Source organism: Pseudomonas sp. JV241A (assembly GCF_900275665.1).
Lineage (GTDB): Bacteria > Pseudomonadota > Gammaproteobacteria > Pseudomonadales > Pseudomonadaceae > Aquipseudomonas > Aquipseudomonas wadenswilerensis.
On sequence record NZ_OPYO01000006.1, the window covers coordinates 1 to 22,997 of the forward strand.

19 protein-coding genes and 1 tRNA gene are annotated in these 22,997 nt (G+C 63.6%); 11 read left to right on the plus strand and 9 right to left on the minus strand.

The window, feature by feature from the left end:
* Positions 1-2,541 (minus strand): DUF5801 repeats-in-toxin domain-containing protein (locus JV241A_RS02280; RefSeq protein ID WP_240047823.1); only part of this gene is annotated, 2,541 nt, incomplete at its 3' end.
* 334 nt (positions 2,542-2,875) lie between these two features.
* Between JV241A_RS02280 and fdnG the strand changes: the two genes are divergently transcribed.
* The 7 genes from fdnG (at position 2,876) to JV241A_RS02320 (ending at position 12,075) form a co-directional block, all read left to right on the plus strand.
* The gene (gene fdnG, locus JV241A_RS02290; RefSeq protein ID WP_166675632.1) at positions 2,876-5,941 is read left to right on the plus strand and encodes a formate dehydrogenase-N subunit alpha; all 3,066 of its coding nucleotides are present in this window, start codon (positions 2,876-2,878) and stop codon (positions 5,939-5,941) included.
* Positions 5,941-6,891: a formate dehydrogenase subunit beta gene (gene fdxH / locus JV241A_RS02295; RefSeq protein WP_134061291.1), complete on the plus strand. Its 951-nt coding sequence runs from the start codon at positions 5,941-5,943 to the stop codon at positions 6,889-6,891. The genes fdnG and fdxH overlap by 1 nt, the downstream gene beginning before the upstream one ends.
* Positions 6,888-7,541 (plus strand): formate dehydrogenase subunit gamma, encoded by a 654-nt coding sequence (locus JV241A_RS02300; protein WP_134061292.1) that lies wholly within the window; start codon positions 6,888-6,890, stop codon positions 7,539-7,541. The genes fdxH and JV241A_RS02300 overlap by 4 nt, the downstream gene beginning before the upstream one ends.
* A 4-nt stretch (positions 7,542-7,545) precedes the next feature.
* Positions 7,546-8,469 (plus strand): formate dehydrogenase accessory protein FdhE, encoded by a 924-nt coding sequence (gene fdhE, locus JV241A_RS02305; RefSeq protein WP_115085082.1) that lies wholly within the window; start codon positions 7,546-7,548, stop codon positions 8,467-8,469.
* A 151-nt stretch (positions 8,470-8,620) separates the two neighbouring features.
* Positions 8,621-10,036 carry an L-seryl-tRNA(Sec) selenium transferase gene (gene selA / locus JV241A_RS02310; protein WP_134061293.1) on the plus strand — a complete coding sequence of 472 codons (1,416 nt, stop codon included), beginning with the start codon at positions 8,621-8,623 and terminating at the stop codon, positions 10,034-10,036.
* Positions 10,033-11,970, plus strand: a complete 1,938-nt coding sequence (gene selB / locus JV241A_RS02315) for a selenocysteine-specific translation elongation factor (protein WP_134061294.1) — start codon at positions 10,033-10,035, stop codon at positions 11,968-11,970. The genes selA and selB overlap by 4 nt, the downstream gene beginning before the upstream one ends.
* Positions 11,971-11,979: 9 nt before the next feature.
* A tRNA-Sec gene (locus JV241A_RS02320) sits at positions 11,980-12,075 on the plus strand.
* A 4-nt stretch (positions 12,076-12,079) separates the two neighbouring features.
* Here JV241A_RS02320 and JV241A_RS02325 read toward each other — a convergent pair.
* Positions 12,080-13,072 (minus strand): asparaginase, encoded by a 993-nt coding sequence (locus JV241A_RS02325; protein WP_134061295.1) that lies wholly within the window; start codon positions 13,070-13,072, stop codon positions 12,080-12,082.
* An 81-nt stretch (positions 13,073-13,153) separates the two neighbouring features.
* Entirely contained in the window at positions 13,154-14,596 is a 1,443-nt protein-coding gene (locus tag JV241A_RS02330; protein ID WP_115085087.1) for a sodium:alanine symporter family protein, read from the minus strand.
* 175 nt (positions 14,597-14,771) lie between these two features.
* On the opposite strand from JV241A_RS02330, the gene JV241A_RS02335 reads away from it, so the two are divergent.
* Entirely contained in the window at positions 14,772-15,590 is an 819-nt protein-coding gene (locus JV241A_RS02335) for a helix-turn-helix transcriptional regulator (RefSeq protein ID WP_115085088.1), read from the plus strand.
* A 6-nt stretch (positions 15,591-15,596) separates the two neighbouring features.
* On the opposite strand, the gene JV241A_RS02340 is transcribed toward JV241A_RS02335, so the two are convergent.
* On the minus strand, positions 15,597-16,436 hold the full coding sequence (locus JV241A_RS02340) for an alpha/beta fold hydrolase (RefSeq protein ID WP_115085089.1): 840 nt from the start codon (positions 16,434-16,436) through the stop codon (positions 15,597-15,599).
* Positions 16,437-16,651: 215 nt separating this feature from the next.
* Here JV241A_RS02340 and JV241A_RS02345 point away from each other — a divergent pair, with 215 nt between their 5' ends.
* Both JV241A_RS02345 and JV241A_RS02350 read left to right on the plus strand, forming a co-directional pair.
* Complete coding sequence (locus JV241A_RS02345; RefSeq protein ID WP_045199991.1) at positions 16,652-17,536, plus strand: sugar nucleotide-binding protein; 885 nt, start codon at positions 16,652-16,654, stop codon at positions 17,534-17,536.
* Entirely contained in the window at positions 17,529-18,458 is a 930-nt protein-coding gene (locus JV241A_RS02350; protein ID WP_115085090.1) for an NAD-dependent epimerase/dehydratase family protein, read from the plus strand. The genes JV241A_RS02345 and JV241A_RS02350 overlap by 8 nt, the downstream gene beginning before the upstream one ends.
* 77 nt (positions 18,459-18,535) lie before the next feature.
* Here the strand turns inward: JV241A_RS02350 and JV241A_RS02355 are convergent, their stop codons facing one another.
* The 5 genes from JV241A_RS02355 to JV241A_RS02375 form a co-directional block, all read right to left on the minus strand.
* Positions 18,536-19,219: an OmpW family outer membrane protein gene (locus JV241A_RS02355; protein ID WP_115085091.1), complete on the minus strand. Its 684-nt coding sequence runs from the start codon at positions 19,217-19,219 to the stop codon at positions 18,536-18,538.
* A 110-nt stretch (positions 19,220-19,329) separates the two neighbouring features.
* Positions 19,330-19,845, minus strand: coding sequence for a DUF3299 domain-containing protein (locus JV241A_RS02360; RefSeq protein WP_115085092.1), 516 nt, complete (start codon positions 19,843-19,845; stop codon positions 19,330-19,332).
* Between the two features lie 8 nt (positions 19,846-19,853).
* Complete coding sequence (locus tag JV241A_RS02365) at positions 19,854-21,119, minus strand: ABC transporter permease (RefSeq protein ID WP_115085093.1); 1,266 nt, start codon at positions 21,117-21,119, stop codon at positions 19,854-19,856.
* Positions 21,119-21,838, minus strand: a complete 720-nt coding sequence (locus JV241A_RS02370; RefSeq protein ID WP_115085094.1) for an ABC transporter ATP-binding protein — start codon at positions 21,836-21,838, stop codon at positions 21,119-21,121. The genes JV241A_RS02365 and JV241A_RS02370 overlap by 1 nt, the downstream gene beginning before the upstream one ends.
* Before the next feature lie 46 nt (positions 21,839-21,884).
* Complete coding sequence (locus tag JV241A_RS02375; RefSeq protein WP_115085095.1) at positions 21,885-22,460, minus strand: DUF2796 domain-containing protein; 576 nt, start codon at positions 22,458-22,460, stop codon at positions 21,885-21,887.
* Positions 22,461-22,592: 132 nt separating this feature from the next.
* Here JV241A_RS02375 and JV241A_RS02380 point away from each other — a divergent pair, with 132 nt between their 5' ends.
* A complete protein-coding gene (locus JV241A_RS02380) occupies positions 22,593-22,937 on the plus strand; it encodes a hypothetical protein (protein ID WP_115085096.1) in 345 nt (114 codons plus the stop codon).
* The last annotated feature ends 60 nt before the right edge of the window (positions 22,938-22,997 follow it).

Consider the following 22,997-nt stretch of genomic DNA (forward strand, 5'->3'; position numbering starts at 1 on the left):
CTCATTAGTTGCCGTGTCGGTCAGCCCGGAGGCCCCGGCTACCACGCCCAGCGCATAGGCCAACGTTCCGGCGCCATCCGCAGCACACGACGCGGTGAAGTTGGCGGCGAAGCTCTGCCTGGCGTTAGTCGCCAGCACAGTTTCGTCCACCGTCAGCGTTGGCTCGGTGCCGGTGGTGCTGATGCTCGGGCCGTCGTCCTTGATAACCAGGTTCTGCCCGATGTTGAGGGTGGCCTGGACGCTGTCGCCATCCCTGTCGGTTTTGGTTGCCGTCAGGGTCACCAGGTTGTCGGCGGTCAGGCTGGTGGAATCATCCGGATTGGTGGTGTCGGAATGCACCACGGCGCGGAGCTGATCGAGGGTGACGTCACCGTTGGCGGCAACGCTGACGGTGAACACCAGTTGGTTGGTCGTCGCCGTACGGCCTTCGACCACGCCGCTGTTGAGCGACAGGTTCACCGCCTCATTAGTGGCCGTGTCGGTCAGCCCCGAGGCCCCGGCTACCACGCCCAGCGCATAGGTCAGGGTGCCGGCGCCATCGGCGCCGAATGCCGAGGTGAAGTTGGCGGCGAAGTTCTGCGTGGCGTTAGTTGCCAGCACAGTTTCGTCTACTGTCAGTGTTGGCTCGGTGCCGGTGGTGCTGATGCTCGGGCCGTCGTCCTCGAAGATCATCTTCGAGCCAATTTCGGCGGTCGTAGTAGAGGCTTGGAGCAGCTTGAAGCCACCGATATCGAAATCGGCGTGGTTATTGCCCTTGGCGTCGGTAGCCGCGCCATTCTCGATGAGCACGCGGTTGTGGTCTGCCGTTGTGGTGTATTCAATCTTGTAGCCGGCTTTAACGCCGGTGATGGTTGCAACCCCGGAAGCAAAGCTGATGACAATGGCCGGATCATTCGCCGATCCGTCCGAGTTCTCGATCACCAGCCCGGTGCTGATGTTGATGACGCGAACATTGCTGATTGCAACTGACGTATCACCCACATAGCCGTTGATGAAATTCACGCCAGGTTCAGCAGCGGTGCTGAATGCGCTGATTTTTACCACAGCGCTCTTGCCGCTTTGCAACTGCACGACGTCGAAAGTGGCCGACCTCGTATTGAACACGGCGGTAAAGTCGATGTTGGCTTCAACATCTGCTTCGTTCTGATCCAGGTTGGGAATGGTCACATTCTGCCGGGCACCGGTGACGAACGAAAAGCGGATGCCTTCCTGTTCCGTAATCATCTGACTGTTGGTGCCGAAGGTGGTCGGGCCACCCGCCTGGCTGGTATTGATCGTGTCGCCCGTCGTTATATTGGCGCCGCTCGACTGGTCGGCGGGGTTCTTGCCGGTGGCGATAATTGTCGGGTCCGTGATCCGCAGGACCCCACCGACGTCGACAACGGTCGGGTTCGCCGTCGTGAACATCAGGAACAGGTTTTGCCCTGAAGGCGCATTGGCCAGGCTGAATACCAGGTCCTGGCTAGCACCGATGAACACCTTGTTCAGCAGGTTGAGGGCATCGTCCGGGTTACTGGCGTCCGGATGCTTGAGCGGTTGGTATTCCACGGTCCAGATCTTGCCGCCGCTGACCGGTGATCCGGTTTCCTCGATGTAGGCCGCGAACACGATCGCGCCGGCTGGGCCCCCGGCTCGGCCCAGCAGGATGTTGTTGTTGGTATCGGTATAGAGAAGGATATCGGTGCCATTGAGGGTATCGAGTCCGCTGTCCAGGCCATTGAGCGCTGCGCCAAGGCTGTCGGTGAAGCTGATATCGGAAATGCTGGCTCCGGGCGCCGCGGTGATGGTGAACGCATTGCTGCCCGTGTTGCCCGCCGCCCCCGTATAGCCACTCAAGGCCGCACCTGTTGCGGTACCTGCCCCCAGTGCTGTCAGCCGGGTAGCGAAGGCCGAGGGCAGCGCCGTGAGCAGAATGTCATTGTCGTCAGCGTCTCCCGCAGGGACTGCGGTGGCCATGCTGTTCTGCAAGCCGGCTGTTTCGTCCAACGAAACGTTTACCCCCGTCGCTACCACGCTCAGGGCGCTGTCGGTAAACGACGTTGTCGCGACAACGTCGTCACGGGTAGCAAACTTGCCATCGGCACCGGCAGAGGTGGCGGTGAGCAGGAACGTCGCGCCTGCCGAATCGTCGGGATTCACGTACCACGAGGTCGTGACGCTGCCGTTGACTTGGCCGTCGAGATCGCCGGCACCGCCGTCGGTCACGTACCAGGGCTCATGTCCCTCGCCGGTGTTGGTATTGAGTACATCGTCGGGCGTGCCCCACAGGTTATCCGCGCCTGGGCCGGTGGCGTGCTCCACTTCGAGCGCCACTGTGCTACCAGCGGCGAAACCGCTGGCCGTGATGATGGCCGTGCTGCCGGGGGCGTAGTCTGCTTGATCGGTTGTGACGGTCGGCGTCTGCTGGGGCGGTGGATCGCTTACGACGGTAGCGTTTTTGTCTTTGCTCGCAACGGCATTCTGGCGGATGGGGAACAGATCGGTACTGCTGTCACCGGTCAGGTCGCTCGTGGGTGTTGTTATTTTTTTGCGGGTAGTCATGACATTCTCCAGAGCAATTCCAGGCGTAGGGGCCGGACCGTGGACCTACTATCGATACACGCTGCAACTATGGATAAGCGTCGGAACTTGTGCATCGGCCGATACTCCCAGGCGAGATGGGAGTTTCGGACTACTTGGGAGGGGAAGCGCGATGACGTAGCGCTGCGCTCAATGTCGTGCGCAACCTGTAACGGGGTAATGAGCCATTTTCAGCACGCTGGTCAGGAATCTTGACTACAGTATCAACTGGTGACTGCTACCAATGTCGCCACCGTGATCGTTCAAGAGACGCCGGCAACGTCCCGCGCGTCCACCACCTGATCAGGAGTGCACGATGGATCTCAACCGTCGGCAGTTCTTCAAGGTCGCAGCAGTTGGCCTTGGAGGCTCGAGCCTGGCGGCGTTGGGCATGGCCCCGACACCTGCCTTCGCCGAGCAGGTGCGCCACTTCAAGCTGGCGCACACCAAAGAGACCCGCAACACCTGCCCCTACTGCTCGGTCGGCTGCGGCCTGATCATGTACAGCCAGGGTGATGCGGCCAAGAACGTGGCGCAGAACATCATCCATATCGAAGGCGACGCCGACCATCCGGTGAACCGCGGTACGCTGTGCCCGAAAGGCGCCGGCCTGCTCGACTTTATCCACAGCCCCAGCCGTTTGCAGTACCCCCAGGTGCGCAAGGCGGGGAGCAACGAGTGGACGCGGATTTCCTGGGATGACGCGCTTGACCGTGTCGCCGACCTGATGAAAGCCGACCGTGACGCCAACTTCATCGAGAAGAATGCCCAGGGCCAGACCGTCAACCGTTGGCTGAGCGTAGGCTTCCTGGCCGCCTCGGCGTCTTCCAATGAAGCCGGCTACATGACCCACAAGGTCATTCGCAGCCTTGGCATGCTGGGGTTCGATAACCAGGCACGTGTCTGACATGGCCCGACGGTGGCAAGTCTTGCCCCGACGTACGGCCGTGGAGCCATGACCAACCACTGGACCGATATCGCCAACGCGAATCTGATCCTGGTGATGGGTGGCAACGCTGCAGAAGCCCATCCCTGTGGCTTCAAATGGGTGACCGAGGCCAAGGCCCACAACAAGGCCCGTCTGATCGTGGTCGACCCGCGTTTTACCCGAACCGCTTCGGTGGCCGACTATTACGCGCCAATCCGCACCGGCAGTGATATTGCCTTCATGGGCGGGTTGATCAATTTTCTGCTGAGCAACGACAAGATCCAGCACGAGTACGTGCGCAACTACACCGATGTGTCGTTTATCGTCAAAGCCGGTTTCAGTTTCGAAGACGGCCTGTTCAGTGGTTACGACGCGGCCAAGCGCAGTTACACCGACAAGTCCGGCTGGGGCTACGAAATCGGCGAGGATGGCTTTGCCAAGGTCGACCCGACGCTGCAGGACCCACGCTGTGTCTACCAGTTGATGAAGCAGCACTACAGCCGCTACACCCTGGAACTGGCCAGCCAGATCTGCGGTATGCCGGCCGACAGCATGCGCAAGATCTGGGAAGAGATCGCTACTTGCTCGCAACCGGGCAAGACCATGACGATTCTTTATGCCCTGGGCTGGACTCAGCATTCGATCGGCTCGCAGATCATCCGCAGTGCCGCCATGGTCCAGTTGCTGCTGGGCAACGTCGGCATGCCGGGTGGCGGAGTCAACGCCTTGCGTGGGCACTCCAATATCCAGGGGCTGACAGACCTTGGGCTGTTGTCCAACCTGCTGCCGGGTTACCTGACCCTGCCCGCGGATGCCGAGCAAGACTACAACGCCTACATCGCCAAGCGTGCGCCCAAGGCACTGCGGCCGGGGCAGCTGTCCTACTGGCAGAACTATGGCAAGTTCCATGTCAGCCTGATGAAGGCCTGGTATGGCGCCAACGCCACGGTCGAGAACAACTGGGGCTATGACTACCTGCCGAAGCTGGATATTCCCGGTTACGACGTGTTGAAGATGTTCGACATGATGGCCAAGGACCAGGTCAACGGTTACTTCTGCCAGGGCTTCAACCCGATTGCCGCCTTGCCCGACAAGAACCGCGTTACCGCCGCCCTGAGCAAGCTCAAGTGGCTGGTGGTGATGGACCCGCTGGCCACCGAGACCTCGGAGTTCTGGCGCAATGCCGGGCCGTTCAACGATGTCGAAACGGCCAGTATCCAGACCGAAGTCATTCGCCTGCCCACCACCTGCTTTGCCGAGGAGGATGGCTCGCTGGTCAACAGCAGCCGCTGGTTGCAATGGCACTGGAAGGGCGCCGAAGGGCCGGGACAGGCGCGTACCGACGTGCGCATCATGAGCGAGCTGTTCCTGCGCCTGCGCGAGCGTTATCAGCGCGACGGCGGCGCTTGGGCCGAGTCGATCCTCAAACTCAACTGGCCCTACAAGGTGCCCGAAGAACCGACGCCGGAAGAAATCGCCAAGGAGTTCAGTGGCTACGCCGTGGCCGATGTCACCGATGCCTCGGGGGCGCTGGTCAAGGCCGGGCAGCAACTGGCCGGCTTCGCCCAGCTCAAGGACGATGGCAGCACCGCCTCCGGTTGCTGGATTTTCTCTGGCAGCTGGACCGAGCAGGGTAACCAGATGGCCCGGCGCGACAACGCCGACCCGTACGGGATGAAGCAAAACCTGGGCTGGGCCTGGGCCTGGCCGATGAACCGACGGATTCTCTACAACCGTGCCTCGGCCGACCCTCAAGGCAAGCCGTGGGCGCCGAACAAGCGCCTGGTGTGGTGGAACGGCAAGGCGTGGGGCGGCACCGACGTGCCGGACTTCAAGGTCGATGCGGCGCCGGAGTCGGGGATGAACCCGTTCATCATGAACCCTGAAGGGGTCGCGCGCTTCTTTGCCCTGGACAAGATGGCCGAAGGGCCATTCCCCGAGCATTACGAGCCGTTCGAGACGCCGATCGGCATCAACCCGTTGCACCCGAACAACAAGCAGGCGACCAGCAACCCGGCCGGGCGGGTGTTCGATTCGGTGTGGGACAGCCTGGGGCAAGCCAAGGACTTCCCTTACGCGGCCACCAGCTACCGCCTGACCGAGCACTTCCACTTCTGGACCAAGCACTGTCCGATCAACGCCGTGACCCAGCCCGAGCAGTTTGTCGAGATCGGCGAAGCCCTGGCCAAGGAGAAGGGTATCGCCGCCGGTGACCGGGTACGGGTCTCCTGCAAGCGTGGGCATATCGAGGCAGTTGCGGTGGTGACCAAGCGGATCCGGCCGTTGCAGGTCAACAACCAGACCGTGCACCAGATCGGCATTCCGTTGCACTGGGGGTTTACCGGGGTAACCCGGCACGGCTACCTGACCAACACCCTGGTGCCGTTCCTCGGTGATGGCAACACCCAGACCCCGGAATCGAAGTCGTTCCTGGTCAACGTGGAGAAAATCTGATGGCCAGCCAAGACATCATCGCCCGTTCGGCCACCACCACCGCCCCTTCGTCTATCCGTCAGCAGGAGGAAGTGGCCAAGCTGATCGACACTACCAAGTGCATCGGTTGCAAGGCCTGCCAGGTGGCCTGTTCGGAATGGAACGAGCTGCGTGACGAGGTTGGCTACAACCATGGCACCTACGACAACCCGCAGGACCTGAGCGCCGAAACCTGGACCCTAATGCGCTTCACCGAGCACGAGACCAGCGAGGGCAACCTGGAGTGGCTGATCCGCAAGGACGGTTGCATGCACTGCGCTGACCCCGGCTGCCTGAAGGCCTGCCCGAGCCCGGGAGCGATCATCAAGCATGCCAACGGCATCGTCGACTTCAACCAGGACCATTGCATCGGTTGCGGTTACTGCATCACCGGCTGCCCGTTCAACATCCCGCGGATCTCGCAGAAGGACCACAAGGCTTACAAATGCACCCTGTGCTCCGACCGCGTGTCGGTGGGGCTGGAGCCGGCCTGCGTGAAAACCTGCCCGACCGGCGCCATCGTCTTCGGCACCAAGCAGGACATGAAGGAGCATGCCGCCGAGCGCATCGTCGACCTCAAGTCCCGTGGTTTCGACAACGCCGGCCTGTATGACCCGGATGGCGTCGGCGGTACCCACGTGATGTACGTGCTGCACCACGCCGACACACCGAGGATATACGCAGGCCTTCCGGACCAGCCGATCATCAGCCCGCTGGTCGGCTTGTGGAAAGGTGTGACCAAGCCGCTGGCGCTGCTGGCCATGGGCGCGGCGGTGCTGGCCGGGTTCTTCCATTATGTGCGCGTCGGCCCGCAACGGGTCGAAGAAGACGAGCACCCCAGCCCGCCGGATGCCAGCGTGCATGTGGTCGATCCAGCGGTGCATGTCTATGACCCGAAGCGGCCAGGTGGGCAAGGGGAGGAACGACCATGAACGACAAACCGATCCTGCGCTACAACGCCAACGAGCGGAGCAACCACTGGCTGGTGGCGATCCTCTTCATCATGGCCGCGTTGTCGGGGCTGGCGCTGTTTCACCCGGCGCTGTACTGGCTCAGCCATCTGTTCGGTGGCGGGCCCTGGACGCGCATATTGCATCCGTTCATGGGCGTGCTGATGTTCGTGTTCTTTCTTGGCCTGGTGCTGCGTTTCTGGCGGGCGAACTACTTTATCGCCAACGATCGCCTGTGGCTCAAACGCATCGACCGGGTGATGCGCAACGAAGAGGAGGGCGTACCGCCGATCGGCAAGTACAACCCCGGGCAGAAGCTGCTGTTCTGGACGCTGCTGCTGTGCATGCTGGTCCTGTTGATCAGCGGCGTGGTGATCTGGCGCGCCTACTTCAGCAGTTACTTCGGCATCGGCTCGATTCGCCTGGCAACCCTGCTGCATGCGCTGGCGGCGTTCGTGCTGGTGCTGAGCATCATCGTCCACATCTACGCCGGCATCTGGATCAAGGGCTCGGTCAGCGCCATGCTGCATGGCTGGGTCAGCCGCGCCTGGGCGAAAAAACACCATGAGCTGTGGTATCGGGAGGTGACCGGCGACAAACAACCGGAGCCGCCGATCAACAAAAAAGGATGAGCGCTTGAGTACTCTTCTGGAACCCGGGCAGATCGAAGCGGCGGCCAGCACGCCGCCGTTTCTCTATCTGCCGCCGAAGAACCTGTTCGCCCTGCGCGCGCAGCGGCTGGAGCTATTGGCCGAGGGCAACCCGCTGGCGGATTACCTGCGCTTGCTGGCCGGCCTGTGCCAGGTACAACAGGGCCTGCTGGACCAACCGCCTGCCGCAGCCCCCAGCGACACTGAGCGCCAGCGCCTGTGTGTCGAGCACGGCTTGCCACCGCTGGCGGCCGACAGCCTGGTGCGCGAAGGGCATTGGCTGGCTTATCTGCAGGCGTTGTTGCAGCGCTATCCGGCTTCGCGTGGCGCTGTGGCGGATGCGGTGGCAGTACTGCAGCGTGCTGCCGACGAACAGCGCAAGCTGTGGGCCATCGCCTTGCTCACAGGCCAGTACAGCCTGGTACCGGCGGCGTTGGTGCCGTTTCTCGGCGCCGCGTTGCAGGCCGCCTGGAGCCATTGGTTGCTGAGCCTGCAGGGTGTCGAGTTGAAGGCGGCGGACAGCCTGTGCCAATGCCCGGCCTGTGGCTCACCGGCGATGGCCGGGGTGATCCGCCACCGCGGCAAGTACAACGGCCTGCGTTACCTGGTGTGTTCGCTGTGTGCCTGCGAATGGCATGTGGTGCGGGTCAAGTGCGTGTACTGCGAGCAGAGCAAGGACCTCAAGTATTTCAGCTTTGAGGACGACCGCCATGCCAGCGCCAAGGCACCGCTGCAGGCCGAGTGCTGTCCGGGCTGCAACGCCTATCTCAAGCACATCTACCTGGAAAACGACGCCGATGCCGAAGCGCTGTCGGCCGACCTGGCCAGCCTGGCGCTGGATATGCGCCTGGATCAGGAAGGATTTCAGCGCCTGGCGCCGAACCTGTTGCTGGCGCCGGGAGGGGAGTGAGATCGGGTCTACACTGAGGTTTTGCCCATAACCCTGTGGGAGCTGGCTTGCCAGCGATGCAGACGCTGCGGTCCATCGCCAGGACTGTAGTGATGCCATCGCTGGCGAGCCAGCTCCCACTAGGTCAACGCTGAAGTTGAGAACCGTCTGAATGTCGTCCAACCTCGCCAAGCTCCCGACCCGCCTGCCCTCCATCGACACCCTGTTGCGTCACCCCGCCAGCCTCCCGCTGATCGACCGCTACGGCCGCGACGCTGTCCTGGCCAGCCTGCGCCAACTGCTCGACGACCTGCGCGACGACGCCAGGCTCGGCCAGCTGGATGCCGCCGAACTGGCTGCCCCTGTGCTGCTTGGCCGCGCCGGCGAGCGCCTCATTACCCGGCACCGCAGTCAGGTCCGCCGCGTGTTCAACCTCACCGGCACGGTGCTGCACACCAACCTGGGGCGGGCCTTGCTGCCCGAGGAAGCCATCGACGCCGTGCAACTGGCGGCCCGCTACCCGCTCAACCTCGAATTCGACCTGGCCAGCGGCAAACGCGGCGACCGCGATGACCTGATCGAAGGCCTGATCCGCGAGCTCACCGGCGCCGAGGCCGTCACTGTGGTCAACAACAACGCCGCTGCCGTGCTGCTGGCGCTCAACAGCCTGGGCGCACGCAAGGAGGGGATCATCTCGCGTGGCGAGCTGATCGAGATCGGTGGCGCTTTTCGTATTCCCGATATCATGGCCCGCGCCGGGGTCAAGCTGCATGAAGTGGGCACCACCAACCGTACTCACGCCCGCGATTACGAAGCGGCCATCAGCCCGCGCAGCGGCCTGTTGATGCGCGTGCATTGCAGCAACTACAGCATCCAGGGCTTCACCACCCAGGTGCCGACGGCAGAACTGGCGCAGTTGGCCCATCGCCACGGGTTGCCGTTGCTGGAAGACCTGGGCAGCGGCAGCCTGCTCGATCTCAGCCGCTGGGGCTTGCCGGCCGAGCCTACCGTGCGCCAGTCCCTGGCTGATGGCGCCGATATCGTCACCTTCAGCGGCGACAAACTGCTGGGCGGGCCCCAGGCGGGCATCATCGTCGGGCGCAAGGACTTGATCGCGCGGATCAAGAAGAACCCGCTCAAACGCGCCTTGCGGGTCGACAAGCTTACCCTTGCGGCACTTGAAGCCGTGCTGGCTTTGTACCGCAACCCCGATCAGTTGGCCGAGCGCCTGCCCAGCCTGCGCCTGCTGACCCGGTCGCAGGCCGATATCCTCCAGCAGGCCGAGCGCTTGCTGCCGGCGTTGGCTCAACAGCTGGGCGACCACTGGGCGGTCAGCGCAGAGCCTGCGCTGGGCATGATCGGCAGTGGCAGCCAGCCGGTGGCGCGCTTGCCCAGTGCTGCCTTGTGTTTACGCCCACAGGTCTCCAAGCGTCTGCGCGGGCGCACCTTGCATGGCCTGGAGAGCGCGCTGCGGGCCCTGCCGATTCCGGTACTCGGACGCATCGATGACGATGCCCTGTGGCTGGACCTGCGCCAACTCGATGACGAAGCCGCGTGGTTGGCGCAGTTGTCGCAGGTGCAGGTGTGATTGTCGGTACCGCCGGGCATATCGACCACGGCAAGACGGCCCTGCTCGAAGCCCTGACCGGCCAGGCGGGCGACCAGCGCCGGGAAGAGCGCGAGCGCGGCATGACCATCGACCTCGGTTATCGCTTTGCCGCCCTGACCGAGGGCGCACCTCTTACCGGCTTTATCGATGTGCCCGGCCACGAACGTTTTATCCACAACATGCTCGCTGGCGCCCAGGGTATCGACCTGGTGCTGCTGGTCGTCGCTGCTGATGACGGGGTGATGCCGCAAACCCGCGAGCACCTGGCGATTGTCGAATTGCTGGGCATTCCCCAGGCCCTGGTGGTGATCAGCAAGTGCGATCGGGTCGAGCCGCAGCGGGTGCAGGAAGTACAAGTCCAGGTCAGTGCGTTGCTGGCGGCCGGGCCTTATACGGGCGCGGCGCAGTTCGTGGTTTCCAGTGTGACGGGTGAGGGTATCGAGCCGCTGCGCCTGGCCTTGCTGGCGGCCCAGGGCGAGGTCAGCCAGCGCCGTAGCCAGGGCGGTTTTCGCCTGGCCATCGACCGCGCGTTCGCAGTAGCTGGCGCCGGCATCGTGGTCACTGGTACCGCGCTGGACGGGCGTGTGCAACTGGGCGACACCCTGCTGCTGGGCGACACCCTGCTGCTGGGCAAAGCCGGCAAGCCGGTACGGGTGCGTGGCCTGCATGCGCAGAACCAGGTGGCCGCCGAGGCCCATGCCGGGCAGCGAGTCGCCCTGAACATCAGCGCCGAGCGCCTGGACCTTGAGCAGATTCACCGCGGTGACTGGCTGCTTGCCGAGTGGCTGCACGCGCCGACCCAGCGCCTGGATATCGAGCTGCAGCTACTGGCCAGCGAACTTCGCGCCTTCGAGCATTTCAGCCCGGTGCACGTGCACCTGGGCACCCAGGATGTCACCGCCCGGGTGGCTTTGTTGCAGGGCGAGCAGTTGCTGCCGGGCGCGCGCATGTTTGCCCAGTTGCTCAGTAATGCACCGCTGCAGGCGGTTCACGGTGATCGGCTGGTACTGCGTGACCAGCGTGCACAACGTACCCTCGGGGGGGGCCGTGTACTCGACCCCTTTGCGCCTGCCCGCCAGCGCCGCAGCGAGGCGCGCATCGCCCAGTTGCAGGCATTGGCCTGCGCCAACAGCCTGGAACAGGCCCTGCCGGCACTGCTCGCCAGTGACGACATCGGGCTCGACCCACAGCGCCTGGAGCGTCAGTTCAACCGCCTGCGCAGCAGTTGGCAACTACCCGCCAATGTCCAGATAATCGCTACCCGGCAAGGACCGCTGCTGTTCACCAATGAGCATTGGCTTGCACTGCAAACCGCAGTGCTGGAGGGGCTGGCGCGTTTCCATGAGCAGGAGCCGGATCAGCTCGGCCCTGATCGCGATCGTTTGCGTCGCTTCATTGCCCTGGCACTGGAACGTCCGGCATTCATCAGCCTGGTGGATGAGCTGCTCGCCGGCGGCAGGTTGGTCGGTAGCGGGCCCTGGCTGCATCTGCCCGGGCACCAGATACGCTTGAGCGATGCCGACTCCCAGCTGTGGAGCCAGTTGCAACCGTTGCTTGAAGAAGGCACGTTCGATCCGCCCTGGGTACGCGATCTGGCCAGGTCGGTAAAAGCCGATGAGGCCGAGGTGCGCTTGTTGCTGCGCAAGCTCGGGCGCTTGGGGCAGGTGCACCAGGTGGTGCGCGATCTGTTCTATCCTGAGGCCACGATCCGGCAAATGGCGGCTATGCTCTTGCAGCTGGCCAGCGATGACCCGGTGGTGCAGGTCGCAGCGTTTCGCGATGTCTTGGGGATCGGCCGCAAACGCAGCGTGCAGATACTCGAGTACTTCGACCGCATCGGCCTCACCCGGCGTGTTGGCGATCGGCGGCAGATTCGCGCCGACAATGCCCTGGCCCAATCGCCCGGGCAGTAATCCGTACAAGGAAGGCAATCGCGCCCGGTGGCGCGGCCGGGCTTCAAACCCGGTTGGGGACGGCAGCCGTTCCTGGGCAGGTTCGACTCCCGCTGCCTTCCGCCATTTTCTACTGTGCGCGCTCGCCGCACAGGTCCAGGGCGAACCAGTGCTCCGCCGCCTGCACATCCAGCCCGGCGCCGAGCAAGGCGAACATCTTGCCCAGCGCAGCTTCGCGGGTCATGCCGCCAGCGCTGACCAGGCCGGTGTCGCGCAAGCGGCTGCCGGCCGCATAAGTATCGAAGTGCACCGCACCTTCCGGGCACTGGCTGATAGCAGCAATCAACACCCCGCCTTGGCGAGCGTCGTGCAATGCATCCAACAGGTCCTGATCGTCCGACGGCCCGGTGCCGCTGCCGTAGCACTCCAGCAGCAGGCCTTGTACACCGCTGGCCAGCAGGCCGCGCAGATGGCCGACCTGCAGCCCGGGGAACACCGGCAACACCATCAGGTTTACCGGTTGGCATGGCTGGCGATAATCCAGGCAGGCCGGGATCGTCTCGACGCGTTGCCCATCGCGTTCACGCGGCAGCGTGGCGAAGGCATCGAAAGCCTCGCTGCGCAGCTTCGAAGCGCGCGCGCCATGCAACAGCTGGCCGTGGAAATACAGCTGCACACCGTTGTCGATACCCGTCGCCATCAAGCGCAGGGCGCCGCAGAGGTTGTCCCAGGCGTCGCTGTCGGGGGCGCCGGCCGGCAACATCGAGCCGGTCAGCAGCACGGGTACCGGCAGGCCGAGCAGCAGGAACGACAGTGCCGCTGCGGTGTAGGCCAGGGTGTCGGTGCCGTGCAGCAGGAGGATGCCGTCATGGCCATCGCGCTCGACCGCTTCGACAATCGCCTCGCGCATGGCCAGCCAGTTGCCTTGCTGCATGTTGGCGCTGTCGATCAACGGCGTCAGTTCGTGCAGGCGCCAGGTCAGCAGCGGCGCATCGGCCAGCTGTTGCAGGTGCTCACGCATGCGCGCTTCGAAGCCACCGGCAGGCGCCAGGCCTTGCGGGGTTTGCAGCATGCCGATGGTGCCGCCGGTGTACAGGACTAGAAGGTTCTTGACTGCACGCATGAGAAATTTCCGGGCAGGTGAGAGAAAAGCGGGGGAGGGGGAAGCCGCCCACGAACGGGGCGGCTTTTTCTGCAGTATGGATCAGCGCTGGGTCTGAGCCTGACCGACAGCCACTTCAGCCTCGGCTTCAGCAACCGGCTTGACCGGCCAGGCTTGCGGGTCCAGGTCGAGGTCGGAAAACTTCGACGCATCGAACACCGGCTGGGCGATACCGGCGCGGCGCTGTTCGTCGTAGTCGCGCATCACGCGCAGGCCGACCTTGAACAGCAGGGCCAGGGCGATCAGGTTGACGAACGCCAGGCAGGTCATGGTGATGTCGGCAAAGGCGAATACGGTTGACAGGTTCTGCACCGAGCCCCAGAGGATCAGCAGCAGCACCAGGCCGCGGTAGCTCAGCAGCACCAGGCGGTTACGGGTGAAGAACTGCAGGCTGGTTTCACCCAGGTAGTAGTTGTAGAGGATGCAGGTGAAGACGAACAACGACAGGGCCACGCTGACGAAGATCCGCCCCCAGTCACCGACCACGGCGGCCAGGGAGTTCTGGGTCAGGGCGATGCCGTCACCTTCGAAGCCTGGGGTATAGAAGCCCGAGAGCAGGATCAGCAGCGCGGTGCAGGTGCAGATCACGAAGGTATCGAGGAACACCGAGAAGGCCTGGACCACGCCCTGGGCCGCCGGGTGGCGTACAGCGGCAACAGCGGCAACGTTCGGCGCACTGCCAAGGCCGGCTTCGTTGGCGAACACGCCACGCTTCACGCCCATGACGATGGCGCTGCCGAGCAGGCCGGCAAAGGCCGGATCAAGGCCGAAAGCGCTTTTGATGATGGTTTCGAGCATGGCCGGCACGTGTTCGATCTGGGTGAAGATCACGTACAGGGTCACACCGATGTAGGCCAGGGTCTTGATCGGTACCAGCAGGTCCGAAACCGAGGCGATACGCTTGATACCACCGATGAACACCAGGCCGAGCAGGGCGGCCAGGGCGATGCCGGTGTACTGCGGTTCGAAGCCGAAAGCGTTCTGCAGCGAGTGGGTCACGGTGTAGGACTGCAGGCCGTTGAAGGTGAAGCCGTAGGTCACCAGCAGCAGGATCGCGAACACCATTGCCATCCAGCGCAGCTTCAAGCCGTGCTGGATGTAGTAGGCCGGGCCGCCACGGTACAGGCCGTTGCCGTCGCTCCGCTTGTAGACCTGGGCCAGGGTGCACTCGAAAAAGCTGCTGGACATGCCCACCAGCGCGGTTACCCACATCCAGAACACCGCCCCCGGGCCGCCGAGGGTCACGGCGATGCCGACACCTGCGATGTTACCGGCACCGACACGGCCGGCCAGGCTCAGCATCAGCGCCTGGAACGAGCTCAGTTGGCCGGCCTGGCCGCGCAGGGATTCCTTGAAGACGCTGAACATGTGGCCGAAATGGCGGAACTGGACGAAACGGGAGCGCAGGGTGAAATAGCTGCCGAGTCCGACGATAAGCACGATGAGGAGTTTCCCCGAGAGGAAATCGTTGAGCGCTTCGAGCATGTAATACCTCGATTCTTATTCTTCGCATGAAAGACGACAGGCCGGCGTCGATGCGCCGTATCCATGGGGGCGCATGGTTGGTCATGACAAGGTTGGTTACAATTTCGCGGGTTGCTCTCAGTTGATGCGACTTGATGCTAAACTGGCGCCTGTCGCATCACCTGGAACGGCTCACATGAGCGAATATCTCGGCACCAATCTCAAGCTTGCCTGCAGCCACTACCGCTCTATCTCGGAAGTTTGCCGGCAGCTGTCGATCAACCGCGCGCAGTTCAACAAGTACCTGAGCGGGCAGAGCCAGCCGACGGCATACAACCTCAAGCGCATCGGCGATTTCTTCGGTGTCGAGGATTACGAGCTGGGTTTGCCGCCGGAGCAGTTCGCCCGCCTGATCGGTGCCCGCAGTGCCGCCAACCCCGCAGTGAGCCAGGACGACCCGCTGGCCGAACTGCTGCGGCCGTTGCGTGAACAGGCCGGCAACCTGTCGCGCTACTGCGGTTATTACTTCGAATACTCCAACTGCATGTCGGTACCGGGCTCGATCCTGCTGTCGCTGGTGCACCTGCGCGAAGAGCGCGGCAGTTTTTTGTTCGAGCGTCAGGAGCGTCAGGAGCGCTCCAGCAGCACCGACGTTCAGGCCGAAGACTGGGTGCGTTGCCGCTACCTGGGCGCGGCGTTCCAGTTGCAGGACCGCTTGTTTTTGCTCGACTACGAATCGCTGACCGTCAACGAGATGAGCCAGACCATCCTGATACCCAGCTTCAAGAGCCGCATTACCCGCCTCAACGGCCTCAAGACCGGGGTTTCCAGCGGCGACCGGCGCACCCCGGCCTGCACCCGGGTGGTGTGGGAATACCTGGGCACCGAGATCAACCGCATCAGCGCCTACCGCCAGGTCAAGCTGTACCGCCCGGACGATCCGCGGATCGACGACGACGTACGCGAACGCCTCAGCGCCGGGCCGATCCGTAACGGCCTGTTCGAGATCGAATAACCGCGCTCAGCCGAGAATGAACTCGGCCACCACCTGCGCCACCTGATCGGCCACGGCCGGCTTGTCGCGCAGGTGCGCGGCGATGCCGTGATCGCAATCGGTCAGTAGCAGGCATTCCAGGTGCGGCGCCGGCACTGCGCGCAGCAGGGCCTGGGTGACTTCTTCGGGGATCGGGCTGTAACGCTGGGCACCGGCCAGCCACAAGGTGCCGGCCGAGGTGCCTTCGCCTTGCCCATAAGCCCTGGAGTTGAGCCCGTCGAACTCGCCGATCACCAGCAGCACCCGGCCTTGGAACTTGCGCAGGAATTCGTAGCTGTCGCAGTCGAGAAACCCGTAGGGCTGGCGGATCGCCTCGGTGAAGGCCGGGCCGAAGGGCGCCTGGTGGGCGGCATCCGGGTAAACCGCCGGGCAGATCAGCACCAGCTTGTCGATGGCCGGTGTTTGCGCGGCCAGTTTCAGCGCGATGGCGCCGCCGAGGCTGTGGCCGAGCAGGGTCTGGCAGCGCTCGGCGATATGCCGGTGAAAGCGCTGCGCCTCCTCCAGGTTGGTGGTCAGCGACGGTTGTGGTGCGCCGGGCTCGGCCGCCAGGCTATGGCCTGAGAGGTTGCCGGTCAGCGAGCCGATACCCTGCTGTTGCAGGCGATACAACAGCGGGTTGAGGCGGGTGAAGTCAGAGCGCGCACCACCGATCACGAACAGCGGCGCGGCGCGCTCCTGATCGGGTATCAGCAGCCGCGCCTGTTGCTGGAAGCCGTCGAAGGTTTCGCTGATGAAGCGTTCGGTGCCGGGGGTGGGTTCGTCGTATTGCCAGGTGGAACGTTGGGTCGAGGTTGCTTCCAGATGCATGGACACCGTCTCCAGGAACTGATGATGCCGCCACGTGCCGAGCGGGTTGCCTGTGCCAGATTACTCCGGATCTAGTATAGGTAGATTACGCAGGGGCAAAAACTCGCCCTCGACGCAACGCCGGGCGGGACGGGTGCCCCTGTGTTGGACTTCCCCTGCCGGAAACCGCAAAATGAAGGCTTTCTTCCAATAAACTGATCGGACCTGCTGACTCTATGCGAATGCGCCTGATGCTGTTGGGTGGTGGAAGTGCCCTCGGGCAAGCGCTGATTCGTCTCGGGGCCGAGGAAGATATCGGCTTTCTGGCGCCGCGCCCGCCGGACAGCGGCTGGGATCCAGCGAGCCTGACCCAACTGCTCGACGACACCCGCCCCGATGCGCTGATCAACCTGGCCTACTATTTCGACTGGTTCCAGGCCGAAGCAGTCAGCGAGCAGCGCCTGGCCCAGCAGGAACGCGCAGTCGAGCGCCTGGCCGAGCTGTGTCAGCACCACAACATCATTCTCGTCCAGCCGTCCAGCTACCGGGTCTTCGATGGCTCGCGGGCCACGGCCTACAGCGAAAAGGATGAGCCAGTGCCGCTGGGCCTGCGTGGCCAGGCCTTGTGGCGCATCGAGCAGAGCGTACGCGCCACCTGCCCGCAACATGTACTGCTGCGCTTTGGCTGGGTGCTCGACGAGAGCATCGACGGTGTGCTCGGGCGCTTCCTGACCCGCGCCGAGCAACCCCAGGAGCTGCTGTTGGCCGATGACCGGCGTGGCAACCCGACCCCGGTGGACGACGCCGCGCGGGTGATCCTTTCGGTACTCAAGCAGCTCGATTGCGCCGCGCCGCTGTGGGGCACCTATCACTACGCCGGCAACGAGGCGACCACGCCGCTGGCGCTGGGGCAGGCTATCCTCACAGAAGCGGCCCAGTTGCATAAGCTGGCGGTACAGGCACCGACCGCGCAGGCCCACGCCGCGCGCCCGGACGCCAGCGAAGAACCGCAGCATGCGGTACTGGCCTGCAAGAAAATTCTCCACACCTTTGGTATCAAACCCCGCGCCTGGCGCGCCGGTTTGCCGCCCTTACTGGATCGCTTCTATCGTCATGGCTGATGCCCCTATTCTGATCACCGGTGGCGCTGGCTTCATCGGTTCCCACCTGAGCGATGCGCTGCTGGCCAAAGGTTATGCCGTGCGTATCCTCGATGACCTGTCGACCGGCAAACCAGGCAACCTCCAAGTAGATAACCCGCGTCTGGAACTGGTCGAAGGCGACGTCGCCGACGCCGAGCTGGTCAAACGCGTGGCTGCCGGTTGCCAGGCAGTGGTGCACCTGGCCGCCGTGGCCTCGGTGCAGGCCTCGGTGGATGACCCGGTGAAAACCCACCAGAGCAACTTCATCGGCACCCTGAATGTCTGCGAGGCCATGCGCCTGAACGGCATCAAGCGCGTGTTGTTTGCCTCCAGCGCTGCGGTTTATGGCAATAACGGCGAAGGCCAGTCGATCGAGGAAGATACGCCCAAGGCACCGTTGACGCCTTACGCGGTAGACAAGCTGGCCAGCGAGCAATACCTGGACTTCTACCGCCGTCAGCATGGCCTGGAACCGGTAGTGTTTCGCTTCTTCAACATCTTCGGCCCGCGCCAGGATCCGTCCTCGCCGTATTCCGGGGTCATCAGCATTTTCTGCGAGCGCGCCCTGAACGGGACGCCGATCACCCTGTTTGGCGATGGCGAGCAGACTCGCGACTTTCTCTATGTCGGCGATCTGGTGACGGTGATGGTCCAGGCACTGGAGATGGCGGAAGTCGAAGAGGGCGCGGTGAATATCGGCCTGAATCAGGCCACTTCGCTGAACCAGTTGCTGGCCGCGCTGAAATCGGTGGTTGGCGATTTGCCGGCGATCAGTCATGGGCCAGCGCGCTCGGGTGATATCCGCCATTCGCGGGCGAACAATCAGCGTTTGCTGAGCCGTTTTGATTTCCCTGAGCCGACGCCACTGGCCGATGGGCTGGCGCGTCTTTTAGGGCGCTGAAATGCATCGCGGGGCAAGCCCGCTCCTACAAGTGCTGTAGGAGCGGGCTTGCCCCGCGATTTGTGTTTAAACGACGCTTAGAACTTGTAGCCTACACCCACCATGTAGACCCATGGATCGACATCCACGTCGACCTTGGTCTTGCCGACGCCCAGGGCGCTCGGGCCGTCGATGGTGGCCTTGGTGTCGATGTCGACGTACCAGACCGCGGCGTTGACCAGGAAGTTGTCGTTGATCATGTAGTCCATGCCCAACTGACCGGCCAGGCCGACCGAATCTTTCAACTTCATGTTGCTGAAGCCTTGAGCTTTGCGGTTGCTGCTCAGGTCTTCGTCAAAGAACATGGTGTAGTTCAGGCCGATACCAGCGTAAGGCTGGAACTTCGACGAAGCTTCCATCGGGTAGTACTGCAGCGACAGGGTCGGCGGCAGTTGCTTGATGTCGCCCAGCTTGCCGTCCAGGCCAGCGCCCAGGCCCTTGACGCCGACAGTGTGCTGGAACGGGGTGGCGGCCAGCAGCTCGAGGCCGATGTGGTCGGTCAGCATGTAGGCGAAAGCCAGACCCAGTTGGGTGTCGCTGTCCAGGGTTGCCTTGGTGCCGGACATCTTGGTGCCGTCGAGCTTGATGTCGCCGCTGTTCTCGTTGGGAGCGGTAGTGATCGCACCGGCACGCAGGATGAAGTCGCCAGCCTGGTGGGCGTGGGCAACAGGGGCTGCAAGCGCCAGAGCAACGAGCGAGGCGCCAAGCAAGGACTTGTTCATGGAAGCTCCCAAAGGACGTTTAGAATTTAATGAGTCCAATGGTAAGGAGCTGACGGACGGCGACTTTTGACTCAGCTCAATGAAATCGTCAAAGCCCTGCAGGCGGCCATTTATTCTAGCTCGTATGCGTAGATTTTCTCGGCTTCCATCTGATATCCGGCATCGGCCAGTTCACTGCTGGTGGCTTTGACCTGCATCTGGCCTTCGATCCAGTAAGGCTGGTAGAGGTCTTCGACCTTCACGCCAATCTCGCTGAAGATGTGAACGATCTGGTTCGACGGCGGTGGCGGCACATGAATGCAGGCGCCGTAGTAAGGCACCAGCAGGAACTCGGTGGTGCGGCCTTCCTCGCTGACTTCCAGTGGCACGATATAGCCGGGCAGTTTCACCTGCTGGCCATCCAGGGCCTTGACCACCGGGGCATTGGGTGCGGTTTGCCGCGCTGCTGGCGCCGCTTCCGCGGCCAGGGCATCACTCAATTGCGAGAGGTCGTGCAGCGGCGCCAGCTGCGGCTGGATCACCGGCGCCCCGGCCGGGATCAGTTGCTGCCATTCCAGGGTGCGGGGTTCGGCCGCCCACAAGGGCGAGGCGATCAACAGCAGTAACAGCAGCAGGGCGCGGGTCATCGAGGTGCTCACAGGTGAATGGACAGGCCGTCGGCCAGCGACTGGCGATAGGCGCGCCAAGCCGGCACGCTGCCCATCAGCAGGGCAGCGCCAAGAATGATGCCCAGCAAGGTCCACTCATGGGCGCTGGGCCAGGCCAGCGGCAGTAACAGGCCGTAGTTGGCTTGCACGTAGCCCTGAGCCAGGGCGATGCCGCCGTATAACAAGGCCAGCCCGGCGCCGATACCGGCTACCGCCAAGGCCAGGGCTTCGAGCACCAGCAGCCCGGCAATGTGCCAGGGGCGCGCGCCTACCGAGCGCAGGATGGCCATTTCCCGGCGCCGTTCATTGAGGCTGGTGAGGATCGCGGTGAGCATGCCGATCAGGCCGGTCAGTACCACAAACAACGAGACCACGAACAGTGCCTGCTCAGCCGTGCCCATCAGGCTCCAGAGCTCTTGCAGGGCTACACCGGGGAGGATCGCCAGCAGCGGTTCGCCGCGGTACTCGTTGATTTCCCGTTGCAGGCTGAAGGTTGCCACCTTGTTGTTCAGGCCGAGCATGAACGCGGTGATGGCTACGGGCTCGAGGTCCATGTTGCGCGCCTGCTCGGCGCTGATGCGCCCAGCGCCGCGGGCCGGCATGCCGTTGTGCCAGTCGATGTGGATGGCTTCCATCCCGCCCAGGCTGATGTGCAAAGTACGGTCGACGGGAGTGCCGGTGCGTTGCAGCACGCCGACCACGGTGAAGGGTTTGTCATCGTGCTTGACCAGGCTGATGGCTGCCACGCCATGGGCCAGCACCAGTTTGTCGCCAAGCTTGTAGTGCAGGGCGTCGGCCACTTCGGCGCCAAGCACCACCTCGAACGGATCACTGGCAAAGGCCCGTCCCTCGGCCAGTTGCAGGTGCTGCTTGCGGCCGTACTGGTAGTGCTCGAAATAGCGTGCGTCGGTGCCCATTACCCGGTAGCCGCGATGCGAATCGCCCAGGGAAATGGGGATGGCCCATTTCACCCGTTTGTCGCTGGCGTAGTGTTCGAAGCTCTCCCAACGAATGTTGTTGGTGGCGTTGCCGATGCGAAATACCGAGTACAGCAGCAGGTTCACCGAGCCTGAGCGGGCGCCGACGATCAGGTCGGTGCCGCTGATGGTGCTGGCGAAGCTGGCGCGGGCTTCGGTGCGCACCCGCTCGACCGCCAGCAGCAGGCACACCGAGAGTGCAATGGCGAAGGCGGTCAAAAAAGCAGTAAAGCGGCGGTTGGCCAGGCTGGCCAAGGCAAGGCGGAGCAGGTACATCAGGCCTCCAGGTCATTGGCCGGCTGGGCCGCACGGTTGAGTTCGGCAAGGGACAGCTGACGGTCGAACAACGGCGCCAGGCTCTGGTCGTGGCTGACAAACAGCAGGCTGGAACCGGCGGCACGGCACTCGGCGAACAACAGGCGAATGAAGGCTTCACGGGTGTCGGCATCGAGGGCGGACGTCGGCTCGTCGGCGATCACCAGTTCCGGCTGGCCGATCAAGGCCCGGGCGGCCGCGACACGCTGCTGCTGGCCGATCGACAGGCTGTCGGCGCGGCGGGCGAGCAGCGCCGGGTCTTTCAAACCCAGGTGAGCAAGCAGGCTGGCGGCGGCCTGGTCGATGCTGCCGTGGCGCTCGGCGGCGCGTTGCGCGCGGCTGCGCGAGAAGCGGCAGGGCAGTTCGACGTTCTCCCGTACCGAGAGGAACGGCAGCAGGTTGAACTGCTGGAAGATGTAACCGGTGTGGTCGACCCGAAAGCGGTCGCGGGCGGCCAGCTTCAGTTCGCTCAAGTCCTGGCCGAGCAGGCGGATGCTGCCGCGATCGGGTTTTTGCACGCCGCCGAGCAGGCCGAGCAGGGTGGTCTTGCCGCTGCCGCTGGGGCCTTTGAGAAACAGCGATTCGCCGGCTTCCAGGCGCAGGGCGGGAATATCCAGCAGGGGGGCTTGGCCCGGCCAGGCAAAGCCCAGGTCGGTCAGTTCAATCAGTGCCTGGCTCATAAATGAACGCCCGGGTTACCCCGGGCGTTTCGCTGCAAAAGGGCTATCAGAAGTTGATCGTGGCTTTGGCCGGGGTCGCTTCGACACCTTGTTGGCCGTTGGGTCCGATCAGTTGTAGCGCAATTTTCTGGGTGGCGGGGAAGGCCTTGAACAATGGGCTCAGGTCGAGGCTCTTGAGCTCGCCGGGCTTGTCACAGGCCAGCCGGTAATGGGCATGGATTTCACTGTGTGCGTGGCCTTCGTGCTCGTCGCCATCGTCATCGACTGCCGGCTTGTCGCCGAACAGCGGGCTTTCCAGCTCCTGATCACTCTCGCTGCAGTTGGCCGCTTTAGCCAGGCCGAACAGGGCCAATGGTTTTTCCAATTGTGTGCGTACGGCAGCGACCTTGGCCTTGTCGGCGGCGCTGGTGGCCGGGTGTTCGAAGCCGACCAGGTTCATCGCCGGGCTGTCCAGTTCCAGCTCCAGGGTCTTGTCGTCCAGCACTACATTGAGGCGGGCAACGCCGTGCTCATGGGCGGCGAGGCTGCCATGAGCGTGGTCATGATCGTGGTCGTCGTCGTGGGCATGAGCGACGGCCAGGGGCAACAAGGCAAACGGCAAGGCAAGCAACAGACGACGCATGGGCGGACTCCGCAGAGGCACTGGATGGATTTGGTAATGTTATAACAACTTGTTCGGGCCGCGCCAGTGTGCTTGGCGATGAGGCGTTGGCGTGGGAGCATGGGCCCATTGATTGCGCACAAGGACAAACCCATGCGAATTCGCGGACACATCGGCGACTGGCCGGTAGACCTGACCCTGGAACTGGACCCGGCGGAATGGGCGCAACTGGGCGGTCAGCTGGTTGCTGTGGCGCCAGCGCCGGCGGTGGCTGCCGCTCCCGTGGCAGCGGTGCGGCCGGATGATGCGCTATGGCAGGCCGCGCGCGAGGTGCTGCGCAAGGCCGGGCAGCTCAACGGGCCGGAGTTGCTCGAGCATCTGGAAGGGCTGGCGGGGAGTATGGCGGCCGGCAAGCGCTTGTTGGTTCGCTTGCGCCATAGTGCCGAGGTGAAGGTGGAAAGCGGGGCGGATGCGCCGGTTTATCACTGGGTGGGGTGATGAGGGTATCGCGGGGCAAGCCCGCTCCTACAAGATCAGCAGGAGCGGGTTTGCCCCGCG

Coding starts and splice junctions, on each gene's coding strand:
- JV241A_RS02375 (WP_115085095.1), bottom strand. CDS start 22,460: ATGCGTCGTCTGTTGCTTGCCTTGCCGTTTGCCTTGTTGCCCCTGGCC.
- JV241A_RS02345 (WP_045199991.1), top strand. CDS start 16,652: ATGCGAATGCGCCTGATGCTGTTGGGTGGTGGAAGTGCCCTCGGGCAA.
- JV241A_RS02325 (WP_134061295.1), bottom strand. CDS start 13,072: ATGCGTGCAGTCAAGAACCTTCTAGTCCTGTACACCGGCGGCACCATC.
- JV241A_RS02330 (WP_115085087.1), bottom strand. CDS start 14,596: ATGCTCGAAGCGCTCAACGATTTCCTCTCGGGGAAACTCCTCATCGTG.
- JV241A_RS02360 (WP_115085092.1), bottom strand. CDS start 19,845: ATGACCCGCGCCCTGCTGCTGTTACTGCTGTTGATCGCCTCGCCCTTG.
- JV241A_RS02335 (WP_115085088.1), top strand. CDS start 14,772: ATGAGCGAATATCTCGGCACCAATCTCAAGCTTGCCTGCAGCCACTAC.
- selA (WP_134061293.1), top strand. CDS start 8,621: ATGTCGTCCAACCTCGCCAAGCTCCCGACCCGCCTGCCCTCCATCGAC.
- JV241A_RS02355 (WP_115085091.1), bottom strand. CDS start 19,219: ATGAACAAGTCCTTGCTTGGCGCCTCGCTCGTTGCTCTGGCGCTTGCA.
- JV241A_RS02350 (WP_115085090.1), top strand. CDS start 17,529: ATGGCTGATGCCCCTATTCTGATCACCGGTGGCGCTGGCTTCATCGGT.
- JV241A_RS02380 (WP_115085096.1), top strand. CDS start 22,593: ATGCGAATTCGCGGACACATCGGCGACTGGCCGGTAGACCTGACCCTG.
- JV241A_RS02340 (WP_115085089.1), bottom strand. CDS start 16,436: ATGCATCTGGAAGCAACCTCGACCCAACGTTCCACCTGGCAATACGAC.
- JV241A_RS02365 (WP_115085093.1), bottom strand. CDS start 21,119: ATGTACCTGCTCCGCCTTGCCTTGGCCAGCCTGGCCAACCGCCGCTTT.
- JV241A_RS02370 (WP_115085094.1), bottom strand. CDS start 21,838: ATGAGCCAGGCACTGATTGAACTGACCGACCTGGGCTTTGCCTGGCCG.
- JV241A_RS02300 (WP_134061292.1), top strand. CDS start 6,888: ATGAACGACAAACCGATCCTGCGCTACAACGCCAACGAGCGGAGCAAC.
- fdxH (WP_134061291.1), top strand. CDS start 5,941: ATGGCCAGCCAAGACATCATCGCCCGTTCGGCCACCACCACCGCCCCT.